Origin of the sequence: Streptomyces sp. G7(2002) (assembly GCF_028870195.1) — a bacterium.
Lineage (GTDB): Bacteria > Actinomycetota > Actinomycetes > Streptomycetales > Streptomycetaceae > Streptomyces > Streptomyces nigrescens.
Map to the genome: position 1 here is coordinate 2,468,307 of NZ_CP102609.1, position 15,611 is coordinate 2,483,917.

16 protein-coding genes are annotated in these 15,611 nt (G+C 71.9%); 5 read left to right on the forward strand and 11 right to left on the reverse strand.

What is annotated here, in order from left to right; all coding sequences use genetic code 11:
- Window positions 1-23: 23 nt before the first annotated feature.
- From NUT86_RS09990 to NUT86_RS10020, 8 genes are all read right to left on the reverse strand, one after another.
- Window positions 24-467, reverse strand: a complete 444-nt coding sequence (locus NUT86_RS09990; protein ID WP_274734729.1) for a lasso peptide biosynthesis B2 protein — start codon at window positions 465-467, stop codon at window positions 24-26.
- A complete protein-coding gene (locus NUT86_RS09995) occupies window positions 464-733 on the reverse strand; it encodes a lasso peptide biosynthesis PqqD family chaperone (protein WP_018087887.1) in 270 nt (89 codons plus the stop codon). Before NUT86_RS09995 ends, NUT86_RS09990 begins: the two co-directional genes overlap by 4 nt.
- Window positions 733-2,559: an asparagine synthase-related protein gene (locus NUT86_RS10000; RefSeq protein WP_109888781.1), complete on the reverse strand. Its 1,827-nt coding sequence runs from the start codon at window positions 2,557-2,559 to the stop codon at window positions 733-735. Before NUT86_RS10000 ends, NUT86_RS09995 begins: the two co-directional genes overlap by 1 nt.
- Window positions 2,560-2,709: 150 nt before the next feature.
- On the reverse strand, window positions 2,710-2,826 hold the full coding sequence (locus NUT86_RS40620) for a lasso RiPP family leader peptide-containing protein (protein ID WP_141725701.1): 117 nt from the start codon (window positions 2,824-2,826) through the stop codon (window positions 2,710-2,712).
- Between the two features lie 328 nt (window positions 2,827-3,154).
- Window positions 3,155-4,114 carry a pirin family protein gene (locus NUT86_RS10005; RefSeq protein WP_274734730.1) on the reverse strand — a complete coding sequence of 320 codons (960 nt, stop codon included), beginning with the start codon at window positions 4,112-4,114 and terminating at the stop codon, window positions 3,155-3,157.
- A 70-nt stretch (window positions 4,115-4,184) separates the two neighbouring features.
- Window positions 4,185-4,961: a dimethylargininase gene (gene ddaH, locus NUT86_RS10010; RefSeq protein ID WP_159490158.1), complete on the reverse strand. Its 777-nt coding sequence runs from the start codon at window positions 4,959-4,961 to the stop codon at window positions 4,185-4,187.
- An 89-nt stretch (window positions 4,962-5,050) separates the two neighbouring features.
- Entirely contained in the window at window positions 5,051-5,440 is a 390-nt protein-coding gene (locus tag NUT86_RS10015; RefSeq protein ID WP_026169320.1) for a GntR family transcriptional regulator, read from the reverse strand.
- A 198-nt stretch (window positions 5,441-5,638) separates the two neighbouring features.
- Window positions 5,639-6,835 carry a methyltransferase domain-containing protein gene (locus NUT86_RS10020; protein WP_274734731.1) on the reverse strand — a complete coding sequence of 399 codons (1,197 nt, stop codon included), beginning with the start codon at window positions 6,833-6,835 and terminating at the stop codon, window positions 5,639-5,641.
- Window positions 6,836-7,029: 194 nt separating this feature from the next.
- Between NUT86_RS10020 and NUT86_RS10025 the strand changes: the two genes are divergently transcribed.
- Window positions 7,030-9,549: a SpoIIE family protein phosphatase gene (locus NUT86_RS10025; protein WP_274734732.1), complete on the forward strand. Its 2,520-nt coding sequence runs from the start codon at window positions 7,030-7,032 to the stop codon at window positions 9,547-9,549.
- Window positions 9,550-9,933: 384 nt separating this feature from the next.
- Complete coding sequence (locus NUT86_RS10030; protein WP_148592157.1) at window positions 9,934-10,950, forward strand: lytic polysaccharide monooxygenase auxiliary activity family 9 protein; 1,017 nt, start codon at window positions 9,934-9,936, stop codon at window positions 10,948-10,950.
- Between the two features lie 69 nt (window positions 10,951-11,019).
- Here the strand turns inward: NUT86_RS10030 and NUT86_RS10035 are convergent, their stop codons facing one another.
- The gene (locus tag NUT86_RS10035; RefSeq protein ID WP_093648004.1) at window positions 11,020-11,487 is read right to left on the reverse strand and encodes an Lrp/AsnC family transcriptional regulator; all 468 of its coding nucleotides are present in this window, start codon (window positions 11,485-11,487) and stop codon (window positions 11,020-11,022) included.
- Between the two features lie 80 nt (window positions 11,488-11,567).
- Here NUT86_RS10035 and NUT86_RS10040 point away from each other — a divergent pair, with 80 nt between their 5' ends.
- Window positions 11,568-12,851 (forward strand): APC family permease, encoded by a 1,284-nt coding sequence (locus NUT86_RS10040; RefSeq protein WP_274734733.1) that lies wholly within the window; start codon window positions 11,568-11,570, stop codon window positions 12,849-12,851.
- On the opposite strand, the gene NUT86_RS10045 is transcribed toward NUT86_RS10040, so the two are convergent.
- Entirely contained in the window at window positions 12,841-13,065 is a 225-nt protein-coding gene (locus NUT86_RS10045) for a hypothetical protein (protein ID WP_274734734.1), read from the reverse strand. The genes NUT86_RS10040 and NUT86_RS10045 overlap by 11 nt on opposite strands.
- Window positions 13,066-13,137: 72 nt before the next feature.
- On the opposite strand from NUT86_RS10045, the gene NUT86_RS10050 reads away from it, so the two are divergent.
- Window positions 13,138-13,725 carry a TetR/AcrR family transcriptional regulator gene (locus tag NUT86_RS10050; RefSeq protein WP_018087899.1) on the forward strand — a complete coding sequence of 196 codons (588 nt, stop codon included), beginning with the start codon at window positions 13,138-13,140 and terminating at the stop codon, window positions 13,723-13,725.
- A gap of 64 nt (window positions 13,726-13,789) precedes the next feature.
- On the opposite strand, the gene NUT86_RS10055 is transcribed toward NUT86_RS10050, so the two are convergent.
- Entirely contained in the window at window positions 13,790-14,662 is an 873-nt protein-coding gene (locus NUT86_RS10055; protein WP_159490166.1) for an esterase/lipase family protein, read from the reverse strand.
- Window positions 14,663-14,961: 299 nt separating this feature from the next.
- Between NUT86_RS10055 and NUT86_RS10060 the strand changes: the two genes are divergently transcribed.
- Complete coding sequence (locus NUT86_RS10060) at window positions 14,962-15,609, forward strand: pyridoxamine 5'-phosphate oxidase family protein (protein WP_018087901.1); 648 nt, start codon at window positions 14,962-14,964, stop codon at window positions 15,607-15,609.
- Window positions 15,610-15,611 lie beyond the last annotated feature (2 nt).

Genomic DNA, 15,611 nt, shown 5'->3' on the forward strand with positions numbered 1-15,611 from the left:
CTAGGCTTGACCAGGGGATTTGTTCAGCGGATCCTACTCACGCGGGCGTCCGGGCGGGGTGTGACGGTCATCAATGGCCGGAAGCCGGTGATGTTGTCGCCCTCCTCCACCGGGCGGCCCTCGGCCTCCACCCAAGCGTGCGCGCCGAACGGGGAGGTACGCGCCCCGACCCGCCACACCGGCCAGTGCCCGCCCAGGCGGCACAGCAGAGCCGTGGCGATCGACCGGGCCAGGCAGCCCTGTCCGGCGCAGATCATGCTGACCGCGACAACGGCCTGACGTGCGCCCTGCGCCTGATCGTAGCGGGACGGTCCCGCCGTCCCCCGTACGACGACCAGCACGCGGCGGATATGCGCGGGCGACAGGCGCGCCAGTGCCAGGGCGGCGGCAACGGTGACCCGCGCGGCCAGACGAGTGCGGGCCGGGACCGATGCGCTGGTCTCGAAGAGCGTTTCGGGGGTGCTCACGACGTCACCACCAGCTCCGCGGCCCGCAACTGCGCCAGGAGTTCACGGATGTCGGCGACTGCGCCCTCCGGGCTGATCTCGCCGGGCCGGAGGTCAGCGATCAGTGCCCGCGCGGCCTCCTGCTCGCTCGCGCCCTCCAGCAGCATCCGCAGTACTGCCGCCCCGCTCTGGTTGATCTCCCAGTACTCGCCGGTGCTCTCGTCCAAGAGGACCCCGCCGTCGTCGGTGTGGGTCACCGACACATGGCCGGGCAGCTCAAGATTCATCAGGAAGCCTCCATGGCAGCGGTGGATTCAAGGTCGCGCAACCAGCGTTCACAGCTGAAGGTCATCGACATCGCGTAGGGGGTGAACGGGCGCATCTGGAACGAGGTGCAGATCGAGCGGAGCTTGTCGGCGTCGATCAGCCCCCGTGCGGCCAGGCGCGAGTCCTCGCACAGTGCCGCGAGTTTGGCGACGTTCGTGCGGATCCCGGCGTGCTCCAGCGGTGAACCCTCCGCTTTGGTGGTGCGGGCCAGCGACTGGTCGGGGACGATGCCGCGCATCGCGTCAGCCAGCAGAGGCTTGTACTCCCACGGGGTCCGGCGCTCGTGCGCCTGCGCGGACATGCAGGCGTCGATGACGGCGTCGTCCATGTAGGGGGAGGTGAGACGGACCCCTTCGGCGGCGTACAGCGGCACGGTGCGACGCACCAGGCCGGCACACAACCGGATGCCCCAAATGGTGTGGTGGGCGGTCCAGTTGTGCCCGTGCTGACGGGTGCGCCGGGCCTCGTCGGCCAGCAGGTCCCGCATCGCGGCAACCGCGTCGGGGGTCGCCCACGGCGGCATCTGGATGAGGGGGGAACTCTCGTCGTCGAGGGAGTGGGTGGTGACGCGCCGTGCCCGAGCCGCCAGCCACGCCGGGTACGGGTGCCGCTGGTCGAAAGCCATGCGCGCCACATCGGACCAGGTCCAGTGGTACAGGGCGCGGTAGCCGCGCAAGTAGGCCAGGGCGACGCGCGGCTGGGTGCGGAACAGGTCGAACACCCCCGCCGATCCGCCCTGGACGACCTCATCGCCGCCTTCGCCGGTGAGGTGGGCCCGGGAGCCTTCCGCGCCGAGCAGTGCCGCGATCCGTCGGTAGATCGGCCGGTCCTCGATGCCGGGAAAGGGTTCTTCGTCGGTTCCGGGCACCTTGGCCGCGTCGAGGACGTCTGCGTAGTGCGTCGGGAGATCGGCGAAGGTGAGCATCAGCCGCCTGATCCCGGGCAGCTTCTCCGCGGCCAGGTCGGCCCACATGGGGTCGTCATCGCCGGGCGCGGCCGCTCCCTGGGTGAGCGTGGTCAACGGCTGGTCGTAGCTCCGGGCGAGCAGGAACGACAGCGATGTGGAGTCGAGCCCGCCGGACAGGTCGCAGGTCAGCTTCAGCCCCGAGTCGACACGTGCCTGGACGGCGTCGCCGAGCGCCTGCCGTAACCTCTGCGCCGCCGGCTTGCGCGGCAGCCTGTCCAGCGGCGGATTCCACCGTCGGGTCACCGTGGGGCGGCCCGTCGGGTGCAGGGTGATGCTGCTGTCTTCGTCCACCAGCCGCACCCCGCGCCATACGGGAGTGTTGACGCTGTGCAGGACGGCTTCGGCGACGAGTAACCGCAGCAGCAGCCGCTCCTCGTCGATGCCGGCGCCGGTCAGTGCCGCGAGTACGTCGGCCCGGGTCGCCGCGACGGTCACTTCTCCCGCTCGCCCGTACACGAGCTTGCGCAGCCCCGACAGGGTCCCGTACGCGTGGGTGACACCATCGACGGTGGCGAGCAGGTGGAAGCAGCCCGGGAGCTTGCCGCCGAGGCTGTCGAGGTCGGTGACGCGCCGGGTGCGGGCAGCGATCTGCGCGAGCCTTTGCGGGCCTGCGGAACTGAACCCGAGGGTGGCTATCTTGGTGGCGCCCGCCTCACCGATGCGGAAGTCGGCCGATTCCCAGGAACCGATCAGCCACGGCCGGCCGGAGGGATGATCCACGCGTTGCGGCGCGGGTTCAAGCTTTTCGGCGAGGACGACGGAAGCCACGTGGTCGGGGAGGACGACGAGCCATTCGCCCGCACGATCGAACTGTTTCATGAGAGAAACCCCGTCCAAGCTCTTTTACTGACACATAGCGGGTACCGCTGTCGAGGGGCCCCGAAGGATGAATCAGAACGCCCCTTGAGCTGGCATGACGGCGGTGGCGCGAGCGGGTACCTCGCTCGCGCCACCTTCACACCTCAGCCCTTAGAGGAAAATCCCCTTGGGGCGCCGACGGTGTCCCTTGTCCTTACGGCGAGGACGGCTGTGCATCGTGAGCTTGGAAAACTCACCAACCTTCAGCAGGGTAGGCTTGGAGTACATGGTCTTCACCTCTCCTATCGCTGAGTTCTGCGCGGGATCTCATTGCCCCGCACAGAATCGAGGCTACGGTGAATGCAGCAGAAAAAGATATGACATTGCAGTAGATTTCCGCGCCGTCGTCGTGAAGCGCCCTCGCCGTCACCGTGTCATCCTCCGGCCATCCGGCACGGCACACTCCTGACATGGACGGTGTCAGGATTCTGACTTTCTTTACGGCTTTCTTTACGGCTTTCCCGAGGCGTTTTCGCGCAACGCTTTTTCATCTTCCGGGTGGTGACGCGACGTTGCCTGTCACGTGGTGGACGCGCTCAAGACGCGCGCGCCCGCCTCACCGCGCCCTCCCCCGTGGCTTCAGTGGCACCGGGGGGAGTTCGGGGGCGGTCAGCCGGTCCCCGTCGTAGCCGTGGACCTCGCCGAAGCGGGAGCCCGTCATCCAGTCCGCCCGCGCCGCCTCGATGTCCTCCTGTGACCGCCCCACGAAGTTCCACCACATCACGATCTCTTCCTCGAACGGCTCGCCGCCGAGGAGCAGCAGGCTGCTGTCGGAGTCGGCGCGCAGGGGCAATTCGCCGCGGCCGCAGCCGAGGTAGAGGAGGGCGCCGGGGGCCAGCCGGACGCCGTCGACCTCGCTCTCGCCGGAGATGGTCAGGGCCGCGTACTCGAAGTCGGGGTCGACCGGCAGGCGGGTGTCCGTGCCGGCGGTGAGGGTGAGGTCGGCGCCGACCAGCGGGGAGTAGGTGGTGCCGGGCGAGGTGGCGTCGGCCAGTTCGCCGAGGATGACGGTGGCGGACAGTCCGCCGCCGTTGATCACCGGCAGGTCGGTGTGGTGCTCGAAGGCCGGGGCGGTGTCGCGGTGTTCGCCGGGAAGCGCCACCCACAGCTGGGCGCCGTGCAGGAACGGGCCATGGCCGTGCGGCGACTCCTCGGAGTGGGCGATGGCCCGGCCGGACGTCATCAGGCCCAGTTCCCGCGGCCGTACGGTCTGCAGGCTGCCGAGGCTGTCGCGGTGCAGCACCTCACCCTCGTGCAGCCAGCTGACGGTCTGCAGGCCCATGTGCGGATGCGGCGGCACCTGCATCCCGGGCTCGTCGACGATGTCGTCGGGACCGTAGTGGTCGACGAAGCACCAGCCGCCGACCATCCGCCGGCCGAGGTTCGGCAGCAGTCGGCGGACGACGGTGCTCTCGCCCAGGGGGACCTGCTTTCCGGGCTGGACGTCGCGGACCGGGCCCGTACGGCCGGTACCGCCGCAGAGGCTGGGCGCGGGTCTGAGGTCGAGGTTGCTCATGGCGCCACGATAGGCACGGCCGGCGGTGCGGTCCGGGCAGGCGCACGACGCGCCGGGGGATGATGCCCCGTCATGCATACAGCTCGCGCAGCCGCACGGACAGGCAGGTCACACAGCCCTCCAGCTTCTCGAACTCGCTGATGTCCACGACAACCGGCTGATATCCGAGGTCGGCGAAGAGCTCCGCGCTGCGGGGCGCGCCGGCGGCCATCAGCAGCTTGCCGCCGCCGAGCAGCACGACATGGGCCCCGGACTCCTCGGGGACGGGCAGGAAGCGGGGGAAGGCGGCGGGGTCGTCGACCAGGGGCGGGTGGCCGATCACGGTGCCGTCCGGGAGTGCGGTCACGGCGGATTTGAGATGCAGTACGCGGCTGACCGGTACCGCGACGACACGGGCGCCCAACGGTTCGAAGGCGGCCCGGAGTTGGCGGACGCCGTCGGCGTTGGTGCGGCCGCCGCGGCCCACGTAGACGGTGTCACCGACCTTGAGGATGTCGCCGCCGTCCAGCGTGCCCGGCGCCCGGATCTCGTTGACGGAGCAGCCGAGCGCCTCGACGGCCGCGCGGGCGTCCGGCACCTCGGGCCGGCGCTCACCGGCACCGGGGCGGGCGAGCAGTGCGACATTGCGGAACATGACCATGGTGTCCTCGACGAAGACCGCGTCGGGGCAGTCGTCGGCCGGGGCGACCTCGGTGATGTGCCAGCCGTGGTCGCGGAGCACCTGGACGTAGGACTCCCACTGGCGCAGGGCGAGGGCGGGGTCGACCGGGCGCCGGTCTATATGGGTGACCAGCCCCTCGGCGAGGCGGGGGCCGGGGCGGCGGACGAGCGCCGTTTTGCTGGGCATGCGGTTCCTTCTTTTCGGGTGATGGCTCGGGGAGGGCGGTGCGGGGTCACCTACCGGCGCGGTCGGCACCCGTCCCAGCAGGCGCGCGGTCAGGCATCGGCTCCGTAGGTGGCGCGCAGGGCGTTCTCGACGGCCGTGCGGGCGGCGCGGTGGTCCAGGCCGAGGCGCCGGGCGCGGCGGGCGTAGCTCTCGGCGGCCGCGGCGGCTTCCTTGTCCGCGGCCTCCCCGGCCGCCGCGATGAAGCTGCCGTTGCGGCCGCGGGTCTCGATCACACCGTCGGTCTCCAGGGCGCGGTAGGCCTTGGCGACGGTGTTGGCGGCCAGGCCGAGGTCCTCGGCGAGACCGCGGACGGTGGGGAGTTTGTAGCCGACCGGCAGACCGCCGTCCCTGGCCTGATCCGCGATCTGGGTGCGGACCTGCTCGAACGGCGCGGCGGCCGCCGTCGGATCGATGGTGATGGTCAAGGGCTGCGGGGACACGGTGGCGCTCCTGGTGCTGGTGGTGGGGCGGGCGGATGCGCGACGGCACGTCCCCCTGGGGTTCGTCCCCGGGAGGCGCGCGTACACGTACCCGTCGGTGCGCTTGTTTGTCGCATCCATTGTGCGCCAGGAGCGCCTGCTGTGACGGGAGGTCTCACCTCTCGGGAGACGTCCGATGCGCCGCCGCCCTCGTCCGCTTCACCCCGTCGGTCCCGGTCCGTCGAGAACCACCGCGCGGTCGGGTCCCGCCGGGTCGTAGGCGATCGCGTCGCCGGGCCGGTGCCAGTGAAGCAGGAAGCGGTGCCCCGCACGCAGCCCGTCGAGGCCGGCGCGGCAGTAGGCGACCATGTCGTCCGGCAGCGCATCCAGCGGGAACCACGCCAACTCCGCGCACTTGTCGGGCTCGCGGTTCCACGGCTCGCCGCCCGCGCCGTACGCCGCCTCGAAGAACCAGCCGATCCGGGGCCGCGCCGGGGGCGGGGCGCAGTGCTGCATCACGAGCGCGACCCTGAGGTCCTCGGGCACCAGCCGCAGCCCCACCTCTTCCGCGGCCTCCCGGATCATCGCCTCCCGGACGTCCTCACCGTCCTCCGCATGGCCCGAGGGGGCGTGGAAGAGACCGTCCGCATAGCCGGTATTGGCCCGGCGGGCGAGCAGCACCTCGTCACCGCGGCGCAACACCAGATGGACATCGACCACTTCGGTGTGCCGGCGGGGGAGGTCGGCGAGCAGCACATACCGCTCATCGGCCACCTCCTTGCCCCACAGCGCCGGATCGTGCGCGAGGCTCTCCACCTGGGTCCGCGCGGCCAACGGCGCGACGAGGGCGGTGAGTTCGGCGGCGGGAAGACCGACCGGGTCGGCCTCGCCCCAGCGGCCCTCCACCAGCACCATCCGGCCACCGGGGGTGAGGAGTCCGGCCCAGCGGCGCAGCGCGGCCGCGGGGTCGGGCAGGGCCCACAGCACATGGCGCACCAGGACGACATCGAACCGCCGCTCCCCCACGGGTGGTTCGGCGGCCTCACCGACCAGGAACGCGGCCTCGTGGCCCGCGAGCTTGGTGCGCGCCCGCGCGATCATGCCCTCGGAGCGGTCGATGCCCGTGACGTGATGGCCTTGCTCGGCGGCGAGCAAAGACAGGCTTCCCGTGCCGCAGCCCAGGTCGAGGACGGCGGCGGGCCCTGACGGCAGCCAGGTGCGCAGCCGGGCGGCCCAGGCGGCGCGGACGGCGGGGTCGCGCAGTCCGTGGTCGGGCTCGTCGTCGAAGGAGGCGGCGGCCGCTTCCCAGTAGGCGGCGTCGGCGGTCGGCAGCGGTGATTCCCCCTGGCCGGCAGGTGGGTTGAGGGGTTCGGGCGCGGGCTGAGGGGACGGGTCGGCGGGCGCGTCGGTGCTCATGTGCCGATGGTGACAGCACCCACTGACAACGGCGGCGGATGCGGTCTTGTGGGCCTGCTGCGCGGGCGGGGGCGGGCGCCGGGAAGAGCGCCCGGCCAGGGTGAGGGGGTACCGTGGAAAAGGCCGGTCGTGTGCGACGGCGCCGCCGTGAGAGAGGGCCCGTCGCATGGTGGGACCGGCATTGGACCGGTCATATGTGTGCCTCCCAGAGCGGCCGTCTCTCCGGAGACGGCGTCTTCGACCTCACGCGGACGGCCGTGGTGATGGCCGATCGCGCGGGGGTGGCGCAGGGCTGGACGAAGGGCGCGGAGCGGCTTCTCGGCTATGCGGTGTCCGAGGCCGTCGGCCGGCCCCTGGCGGAGCTGTTCGCGGGGGTGGCCCCCGCGGCGTCGCAGGACAACAGGTGGGAGTCCCGGCTGGCGGCGGCGGACGGCTGGAGCGGGCTGGAGGCCGTACGGCACAAGGACGGCCACCGGCTCGACCTGGAGTTCCGCGTACTGCCGGTACTGGACGCCACAGAGCGCTCCGCACGTCTCGTCCTTGCCGCCGAGATGACCCAAACGCCCTGGTCAGGAGCGAGCCAGTCGTTCCTGGAGGGCATTCTCGGCATGTCACCGATCGGCGTGGCCATGGTGAACGCCGAGCTGGAGTTCGTGTGGCTGAACGACGCCTTGGAGCGGATGGGCGGCACCAGCCGCGAGCAGCGCCTCGGGAAGCGTCTGGCGGACATCCAGCCTGGCCTCGCCGTGGAGGCCCTGGAGGCCGAGATGCGCAAGGTGCTGAGCACCGGTACCCCCTCGGTCGGCTACGAGTACCTGGGACGCCCGCAGTCCGATCCGGAGCGGGAGCACGCCTACTCCACCTCGTTCTTTCGCCTGGAGGACGAAGCCGGTCAGGTACTGGGCGTCTGCTACATGGTCCTGGACGTCACGGAAAGTTACCGGGCCCGCCAGCGGATGGCGCTGCTGAACAAGGCCGGTGAACGCATCGGCAGCTCCCTGGACGTCTGGCAGACCGCGCAGGAACTCGCCGACGCGGCGGTTCCGGATCTCGCCGACTTCGTCACCGTCGATCTCCTCGATGCGCTGCTCTGCGGGGAGGAACCGACGCCCGGCCCGGTCGACGCCGCGGATCTGGTCACCATGCGCCGTGCCGGACAGCAGTCCGTACGTGAGGGCTGCCCCGAGGCGGTGGTGGCGGTCGGGGAGGCGACCGACTATCCCCCGTCGGCGCCCGTCGTGCTGAGTCTCGTCGAGGGCAATTCCGCGCTGTTCCAGACGCTGGATCTCGCCGCCGGTGGCTGGGCGGCCGACGACCCGGTCCGGGCGGCGCACCTGCGGGAGCTGGGCTTTCACTCGCTGATGGTGGTGCCGCTGCGGGCGCGGGGCGTCTTCCTGGGGGCGGCCACCTTCGCCCGCTGGCAGCACACCGGGCCGTTCCAGCCCGACGACCTGGTGCTCGCCGAGGAATTCGTCACCCGCGCCGCGATCTCCATCGACAACGCCCGCCGGTACACCCGCGAGCACAACGCGGCCCTCACCCTCCAGCACAGCCTGCTGCCGCACGATCTGCCCGAGCAGTGCGCGGTGGAAGCCGCCTACCGCTATCTGCCGGCCGACTCGCTCAGCGGCGTCGGCGGCGACTGGTTCGATGTGATCCCGCTGTCCGGCGCCCGCGTCGCGCTGGTGGTGGGTGATGTCGTCGGGCACGGGGTGCATGCCGCGGCCACCATGGGGCGGCTGCGGGCCGCGGTGCAGGCGCTCGCCGACCTGGACCTGTCCCCGGAAGAGGTGCTGGCGCACCTGGACGACATGCTCAACCGGGTCGCCCACGACGCGAACGCCGACGACGGGGTCATCGGCGCCACCTGTCTGTACGCGGTCTACGACCCGGTCGGCTGCCGCTGCACGCTGGCCCGGGCCGGTCACCCCGCACCGCTGCTGATCAGCCCCACGGGCAACGGCCGGCTGCTGGAACTGCCGACCGGACCGCCGCTGGGGCTGGGCGGGATGCCCTTCGAGTCCGTCGAACTGCCGTTGCCGGAAGGCAGTCTGCTGGCTCTCTACACCAACGGTCTGCTGCTGGGGAAGGCCCTCGATCTCGACGGGGGGATCACCCGGCTGCGCACCGCCCTGGCCGCTCCGCAGGCCCCGCTGGAAGACCTGTGCGACACGGTGATCGGCGGTCTGCCGGGCGGACGGCCGGTCGATGACGTGGCGCTGCTGCTGGCACGGACCCGGGCTCTGGCGCCGTCACAGCTCGCGACCTGGGAGATCCCCGCCGATCCGTCCGCGGTCGGCCAGGCCCGCAGGTCAGCGGCCGGCAGGCTGGCGGAGTGGGATCTGGAGGAGCTCGAATTCTCCACCGAGCTGATCGTCAGCGAACTGGTCACCAACGCCATCCGGCACGCCTCCGGCCCGATCAGCCTGCGGATGATCCGGGCCCGGGCACTGATCTGCGAGGTGTCGGACAGCAGCAGCACCTCGCCGCACCTCCGCCATGCGCGGACCACCGACGAGGGGGGCCGGGGGCTGTTCCTCATCGCCCGGTACGCCGAGCGCTGGGGCACCCGCTACACCCCCCAGGGAAAGATCATCTGGGCCGAGCAGCCGCTCCGGTCGGCTGCCGGGGCAGGACCGGCGAACGACTTGAGCGCGCTCCTCGACGGCCTCGACGACCCGGCCGCGCCCTTCACCGGCGCGGAAGGCCGCTGAGCACCGAGGGCCGCTGAGCACGGCAGCCCGCTGAGGCCAACTCCCGCTGCGGGCACGGACGAAGCACGGCACGCGGCGGCCGCGCCAGCTGCCCTCGGGACGGCCGGACCGCCGTCACGGGCGGCGCCCACCACCCGGCGATGCCCGTTTCCTCCCCGCCTGTATGAGCCCCCGCTTAGCCGTCCCTTAACGGCACCATAAGGATCTCCGGGATGGCTCTTCAGCCCTCAAATCCGCTGTTCAGCGCGGCTAGCGTGCTTCTCGCAAGGCGGGTCGCGGACCGTCGGCGCCGGTCACCGGGGGCGGCGTCGGCGGCCGCGTCCCGCCCCCCCCCCACGCTCCCCACTCCCCCGCTCGACGCACTGAATGAAGGAGACCCCCACAATGACCGTTCGTCGCAAGGCCACCGGGATCGCACTGGCCGGTATCGCCCCGCTCGCGCTCACCGTGCTCACCGCGAGCCCGGCCGCCGCGCACGGCTCGATGACGGACCCGGTCAGCCGGGTGTCGGCCTGCTACGCGGAGGGCCCCGAGAGCCCGCGGTCCGCGGCGTGCAAGGCCGCCGTCAAAACCGGCGGGACCCAGGCGCTCTACGACTGGAACGGTGTACGGGACGGCAACGCGGGTGGCCAGTCCAGGACGCGTATCCCGGACGGCAAGCTGTGCAGCGCCAACAGCGCGGAGTACAAGGGCCTGGACCTGCCCCGCGCCGACTGGCCGTCGTCCCCTATGAAGGCGGGCGGCCACACCTTCCACTACAAGGCCACCGCGCCCCACCGGGGCTCCTTCGAGCTGTACCTCACCAAGGCCGGCTATGACCCGAAGAAGCCGCTGAAGTGGTCCGACCTGGAGTCGAAGCCGTTCGCGAAGGTCGTCGACCCGAAGCTCGTCAACGGGGAGTACGTCTTCGACGCGAAGGTGCCGGCGCGGTCCGGGCGCCATCTGATCTACAGCGTCTGGCAGCGGTCGGACAGCCCCGAGGCCTTCTACACCTGCTCGGACGTCGTCTTCGGCAAGAAGGCCGGCGGCACCGTCGCCAAGTCCGCTGCGGCGCCCGCACCGGCCGCCTCCGCGCCGACCGACGCCCAGATCGCGGCGGGCGCCCCCAAGTCGTCGGTGGGCACGGGCCACGACCACGGCGGCGGCCACCACCGCGGCGGCCAGCACACCCGCACGGACCGGCCGGCAAAGGCCGGGGCCCCGGCGCGCGCAGACGCCGCACAGGCCAATGCCCCGCACACCGACGGCGGTTCCCGTCCGGTCGACGGGCAGCGGCTGGCGGAGACCGGCGGCGACAGCTCCACGGTCCCGCTCGCCCTCAGCGGCGCCGCCGTGCTCGCCGTGGGCGCCGGGGTCGTGTTCACCACCACCCGCCGCAGGGCCGCCCGGCACCGCGGCTGAGCCCGGCAACCCCGGCCGTCCGGGACGCGGCGCCGCCCCCTTCTTCACCTCGGGGGCGGCGCCGCCCTGTTACGAGCCGCTCGGCGGCAGCGCCTCGATGATGTCGTTGGCGACATGCTGGTAGATGACCGAACTCCGGCAGTCGACGACCTCACGGCGTTTGAAGACCTGGTCCATCAGGAGCGCATGCAGCCGGTCGACGTCGGGGACGGCGACATGGACCAGGAAGTCGTCGCCGCCCGCGACGACATAGACGCTGAGCACCTCGGGCAGGGACGTCAGAAAGGCCTTGAAGCGCTCGATGACCTCGCGGTTCATCGGGCGGATGCGGACCGTGAGCAGCGCCTGGACGGGCCGGTTGAGGGCGCGCAGGTCCACCGTCGCGCGATAGCCGGTGATCACTCCTCTGGCGCGCAGCGCGCGGACCCGCTCCAGGCAGGTGGAGGGCGCGATGTTCAGCCGGCGGGCCAGGTCGCGGTTGGTCTGCCGTGCATCGCGCTGCAGTTCGCGGACAATCGCCGAATCAATGTCGTCCATGACCCCCATGGTACCGCAGCGGCCGAATTATGTTCGGCGGGAGGCCACATTGATCAATCCAACGGTTACGTTCAGCGACTGTGACCGTACAACAGACATTGCTTCCCGCATCCGAACGACCGGATGTACGGCGGCTGGGCGTCGGCAGCGGTACCGCGCTGTGCGCCGGGGCCGTCCTCGGCCCCGGCGTCCTGACGCTGCCGTCCCTCGCCGCCGACGCGGCCGGCCCCGCCTCGATCCTGGCCTGGGTGGTCCTGCTCGCCCTGTGTGTGCCGGTGGCCGCCTCCTTCGCGGCGCTCGGCGCGCGGTTCCCCGACGGCGGGGGCGTGGCCACCTATGTGCACCGGGCGATCGGGCCGCGGGCGGCGGCCGTGGTGGGGTGGTGGTTCTACGGGGCGGTGCCGATCGGGGTGGTCTCGGCGGCCTGGATCGGCGGGAAGTACGTGGCCGACGCCGCCGGTTGGGGTGACACGGGCGCCGCCGTGGTGGCCGGGGCGGTGGTGGCGGTGGCGCTGGTCTCCAACGCGGTGGGGCTGCGGATGTCGGGACGGGTGCAGCTGCTGCTCGGCGGGCTGCTGGCGGTGGTGCTGCTGGGCACGGTGCTGGCCGCCGCCCCCCAGGTGTCCGCCCGCCATTTCACCCCGTTCCTGCCCGGCGGCTGGTCCTCGGTCGGGTCGGCGGCCGTGGTGCTGTTCTTCGCGTTCGCGGGCTGGGAGGCGGCCAGCCATCTGTCGGGCGAGTTCGCCGATCCCGGGCGGGATCTGCCGCGGGTGACGCGCCGTACGCTCGCCGTCATCACCGTGCTCTACCTGGGGCTCGCGGTGACCACGATCGGTGCGCTGGGGCCGGCCGCGGGCGGCACCGACACCCCGCTGACCGAGCTGCTCGCCCGGAGCGTGGGCGGCGCCGCCCGCCCCGTGGCCGCCGCGGCGGCGCTCTTCCTGACCTTCGGCGCGGTCAACTCGTATCTGGCCGGGGCCTCCCGGCTCGGTGCGGCGCTCGCCCGGGACGGGGCGGCGCCGCGCGCACTGGCCAAGGGCGGCGCGCCGGGCGAGGTGCCGCGGCGGTCGCTGGCGGTGCTCGGCGGGGCGGCCGTGCTCGTGGCCGCGGCGGCGGGCTTCGGCGGCGCCGATCTGGATCTTTTGATGAGGGCCACCGCCACCTGTCTGGCGGCGGTGACCCTCGCCGGCCTGGCCGCCGCGCTGGTGCTCCTGCCACGCCGCACTCCCCTGTGGTGCGGCGGGTGCGTGAGCGCCCTGCTGACGGCGGCCGTGCTGGCCTTCTCCGGACGGCTGCTGCTGATCCCGGCGGGACTCGCCTGTGCGGCCGTCGGCTTTCTGACGCTGCGGCGGGTCATCCGATGAGGCGGCGCAGCGTCCGGACGTAGCGGCTCCAGCGGGCGGGCCGGGCGACGGTGCCCGTACAGGCCCGTTCGGCGCGGTCCCGGCTGTCCTCCAGGGCCGCGTCGCGGCGCGGCCGGAGCGGGTCGGCGTCGCCGGAGAGGCCGTCGGTCAGTGGACCGGCCTCGGCCCCGGGCACCGGCAGCACCCGCTCGTGCACGTCGTGGATACCCCTCACGCCCTTCCCCACCTGGTCCGCACCCCGTTCTAGAGGCGCATCTCCAATATAGTGGAGAGTACCCTCTAGAACATGGCCAGGCCATCCCGGTTCGACACCGCTCAGCTCCTCGACGCCGCCGTACGGCTGGCGGCCGAGTCCGGGCCCGCGGGCGTCACCATGTCCGCGGTGGCGGCGGCCGTGGGCGCCCCCAGCGGTTCGGTCTACCACCGTTTCGCCGGACGCTCGGCACTGCTCGCCGAGGTGTGGCTGCGTACCGTCGAGGGCTTCCAGGCGGGCTACTTCGAGGCCCTCGAATCGTCGGACGACCCGCGCACCGGGGGCCGGGCCGCCGCCCGCCACATCGTGGCGTGGAGCCGCGCGCACCCGGCGGAGGCCGCACTGCTTCTGTACGGGGCCCAGGAGTTCGGGCGGGACGACTGGTCCGACGAGTATCTGCTGCGCGCGGAAGAGGGGAACATGCGGGTACGCGCCGCCCTGGCGGCGCTCGCGGGGGCCCTGGGGCTGCACGGCAGGGAGGGCTTCGACCGGGTGACGCTGGCCGCCGTCGACCTCCCGCTGTCGCTGGTACGCCGCCATCTGCGCGGCGGCACCCCGCTGCCCCCGCACGCCGAGGACCTGGCGGAGCAGTGCACCGAGGCCCTGTTGACCGTCGGCTGACCGTCGCGCCGGTGCGGAGCGCGGCCCGGCCCCCGCTCCGGCGGCGGGCCGGGCCGGCTCCCGGTCAGCCCGACAGGCAGGTCGTCGCGGTGGCGTGGGCCGGGTCCAGGGCGTTGGCCGTCTCGTGGAAAGCGACGCGGTCGATGAGCCCGATGGCCACATGCTCGGAGAGGTCGATCGCGCACAGGTCCTGGAGCACCACATTGCGTACGTCGGGGCCGTCGAGGAACGCACTCCGGTAGGGCGTGACGACCTCGTCGTACTTGGTCGCGATCACCGTGTAACGCACTCCGGGGAGCGTGTCACCGCCCTCGTTGAGGCGGTTGAGGATGTCGGAGCCGGCGATCTGGTCGGCCAGCCCCGGGGTCAGCTCGTGGAGGTACTTCTTGGCGCCGGGGAAGTGGTCGAGCAGACGGGTCAGACCGTTCAGATCGGTGCCGTGGTTGTCGGGGGCCAGCCCGACCAGCGTGTTCACCTTGTCCGCGCCGCCATGGAACTTCAGGTACACCCGCGACATCATGCCGCCCTGTGAGTGGCCGACGAGATCGGCCTTCCGGGTGCCCGTGGCGGCCAGCACCCGGTCGACGTAGGCGGCGAGCTGCCGGGCGGACGCGTCGACCGCGCCCAGCCCGTGGAAGAACGGGACACCGGGCAGCTGGCCGTAGTCCAGGGAGAAGACGCAGTAGCCACGGGCCACCAAGTAGGGCGCGAGGCCGAGCCAGTTGTCGATGGAGTTGCCGAGCGTGCCGTGCACCAGGATCACCGGCCGCGGGTGGGCGGCGGAGGGTTTGCAGGAGTAGTTGTTCCAGCCGCTGCTGACGGCGCTGCTGGAGGAGTGGCGCGAAGCCTCTTCGGCGGCGGCGGGGGTGGCGGTGACACCGAGGGCCAGGGCGAGGGCGGGGAGGAGGGGGAGCGTTCTTGACCAGCGCAGCTTCATACGATGCTCCTTGCGGGGTGAGGGGGACTCCGAAGTGCTCGGTGAGCCGTTCACGCGCGATCCGGATCGCAAGGGCCAACGCAGTTGACTGGCAAGTAAGTTACGGCTGGGTAAGCACGGTGGGCCAGCGGTGTGACGGTGAAGGAAGCGCCACACAACCCTCACCGGACGTCCGGGGTGCCGCGCACCGTTTCTGTGCCTGCAGGACGCCCCGTCCGTCGCGGCCGGGGTGGATGTCAGTGCCGTCCCGTAAAGTCGGCAACGGCTCGACCAGGGACGTGACATGAGGGGGAACAGCGATGGAAACGGCCGGGGCGGCGGATCTGACCGGGATCGTGGAGATCTCATCGGCGGCGGAGCTGCGCGAGCTGTTCGGTGAGCCCAGCTCCCATGCGGCGAACAAGACCCGGCACCGGCTGCACGACCTCGACCGCCAGTGGCTGGCCCGCTCGCCGTTCTGCGTGATAGCCACCGCGGACGCGCAGGGCCGGTGCGACGCCTCCCCCAAGGGCGACCCCGCGGGCTTCACCCATGTCCTGGACGACACCACCCTCGTGATCCCGGACCGCCCCGGCAACAAGCGCGTGGACGGCTGGATGAACGTCCTCGCCAATCCGCATGTCGGGCTGAACTACCTCCTCCCGGGGCGCGGTGACACCCTGCGCATCAACGGCCGCGCCCGGCTGCTGCGCGACGCCCCGTTCTTCGACGCGCTGATCGTCAAGGGCCACCGCCCGCGGCTGGCGCTCCTGGTGGAGGTCGAGGAGGTCTTCTACCACTGCTCCAAGGCGTTCCTGCGCTCGGAGCTGTGGAAGCCGGAGACCTGGCAGCCGGACGCGCTGCCCTCGCGGGCCCGGATCGTCAAGGGCGTCGAGGCCCAGGACATGCCCCTGGAGGAGCTGGAGCAGCACTACGGCCCCCGGTATGCGGAGCGGCTCTACGGCTGAGG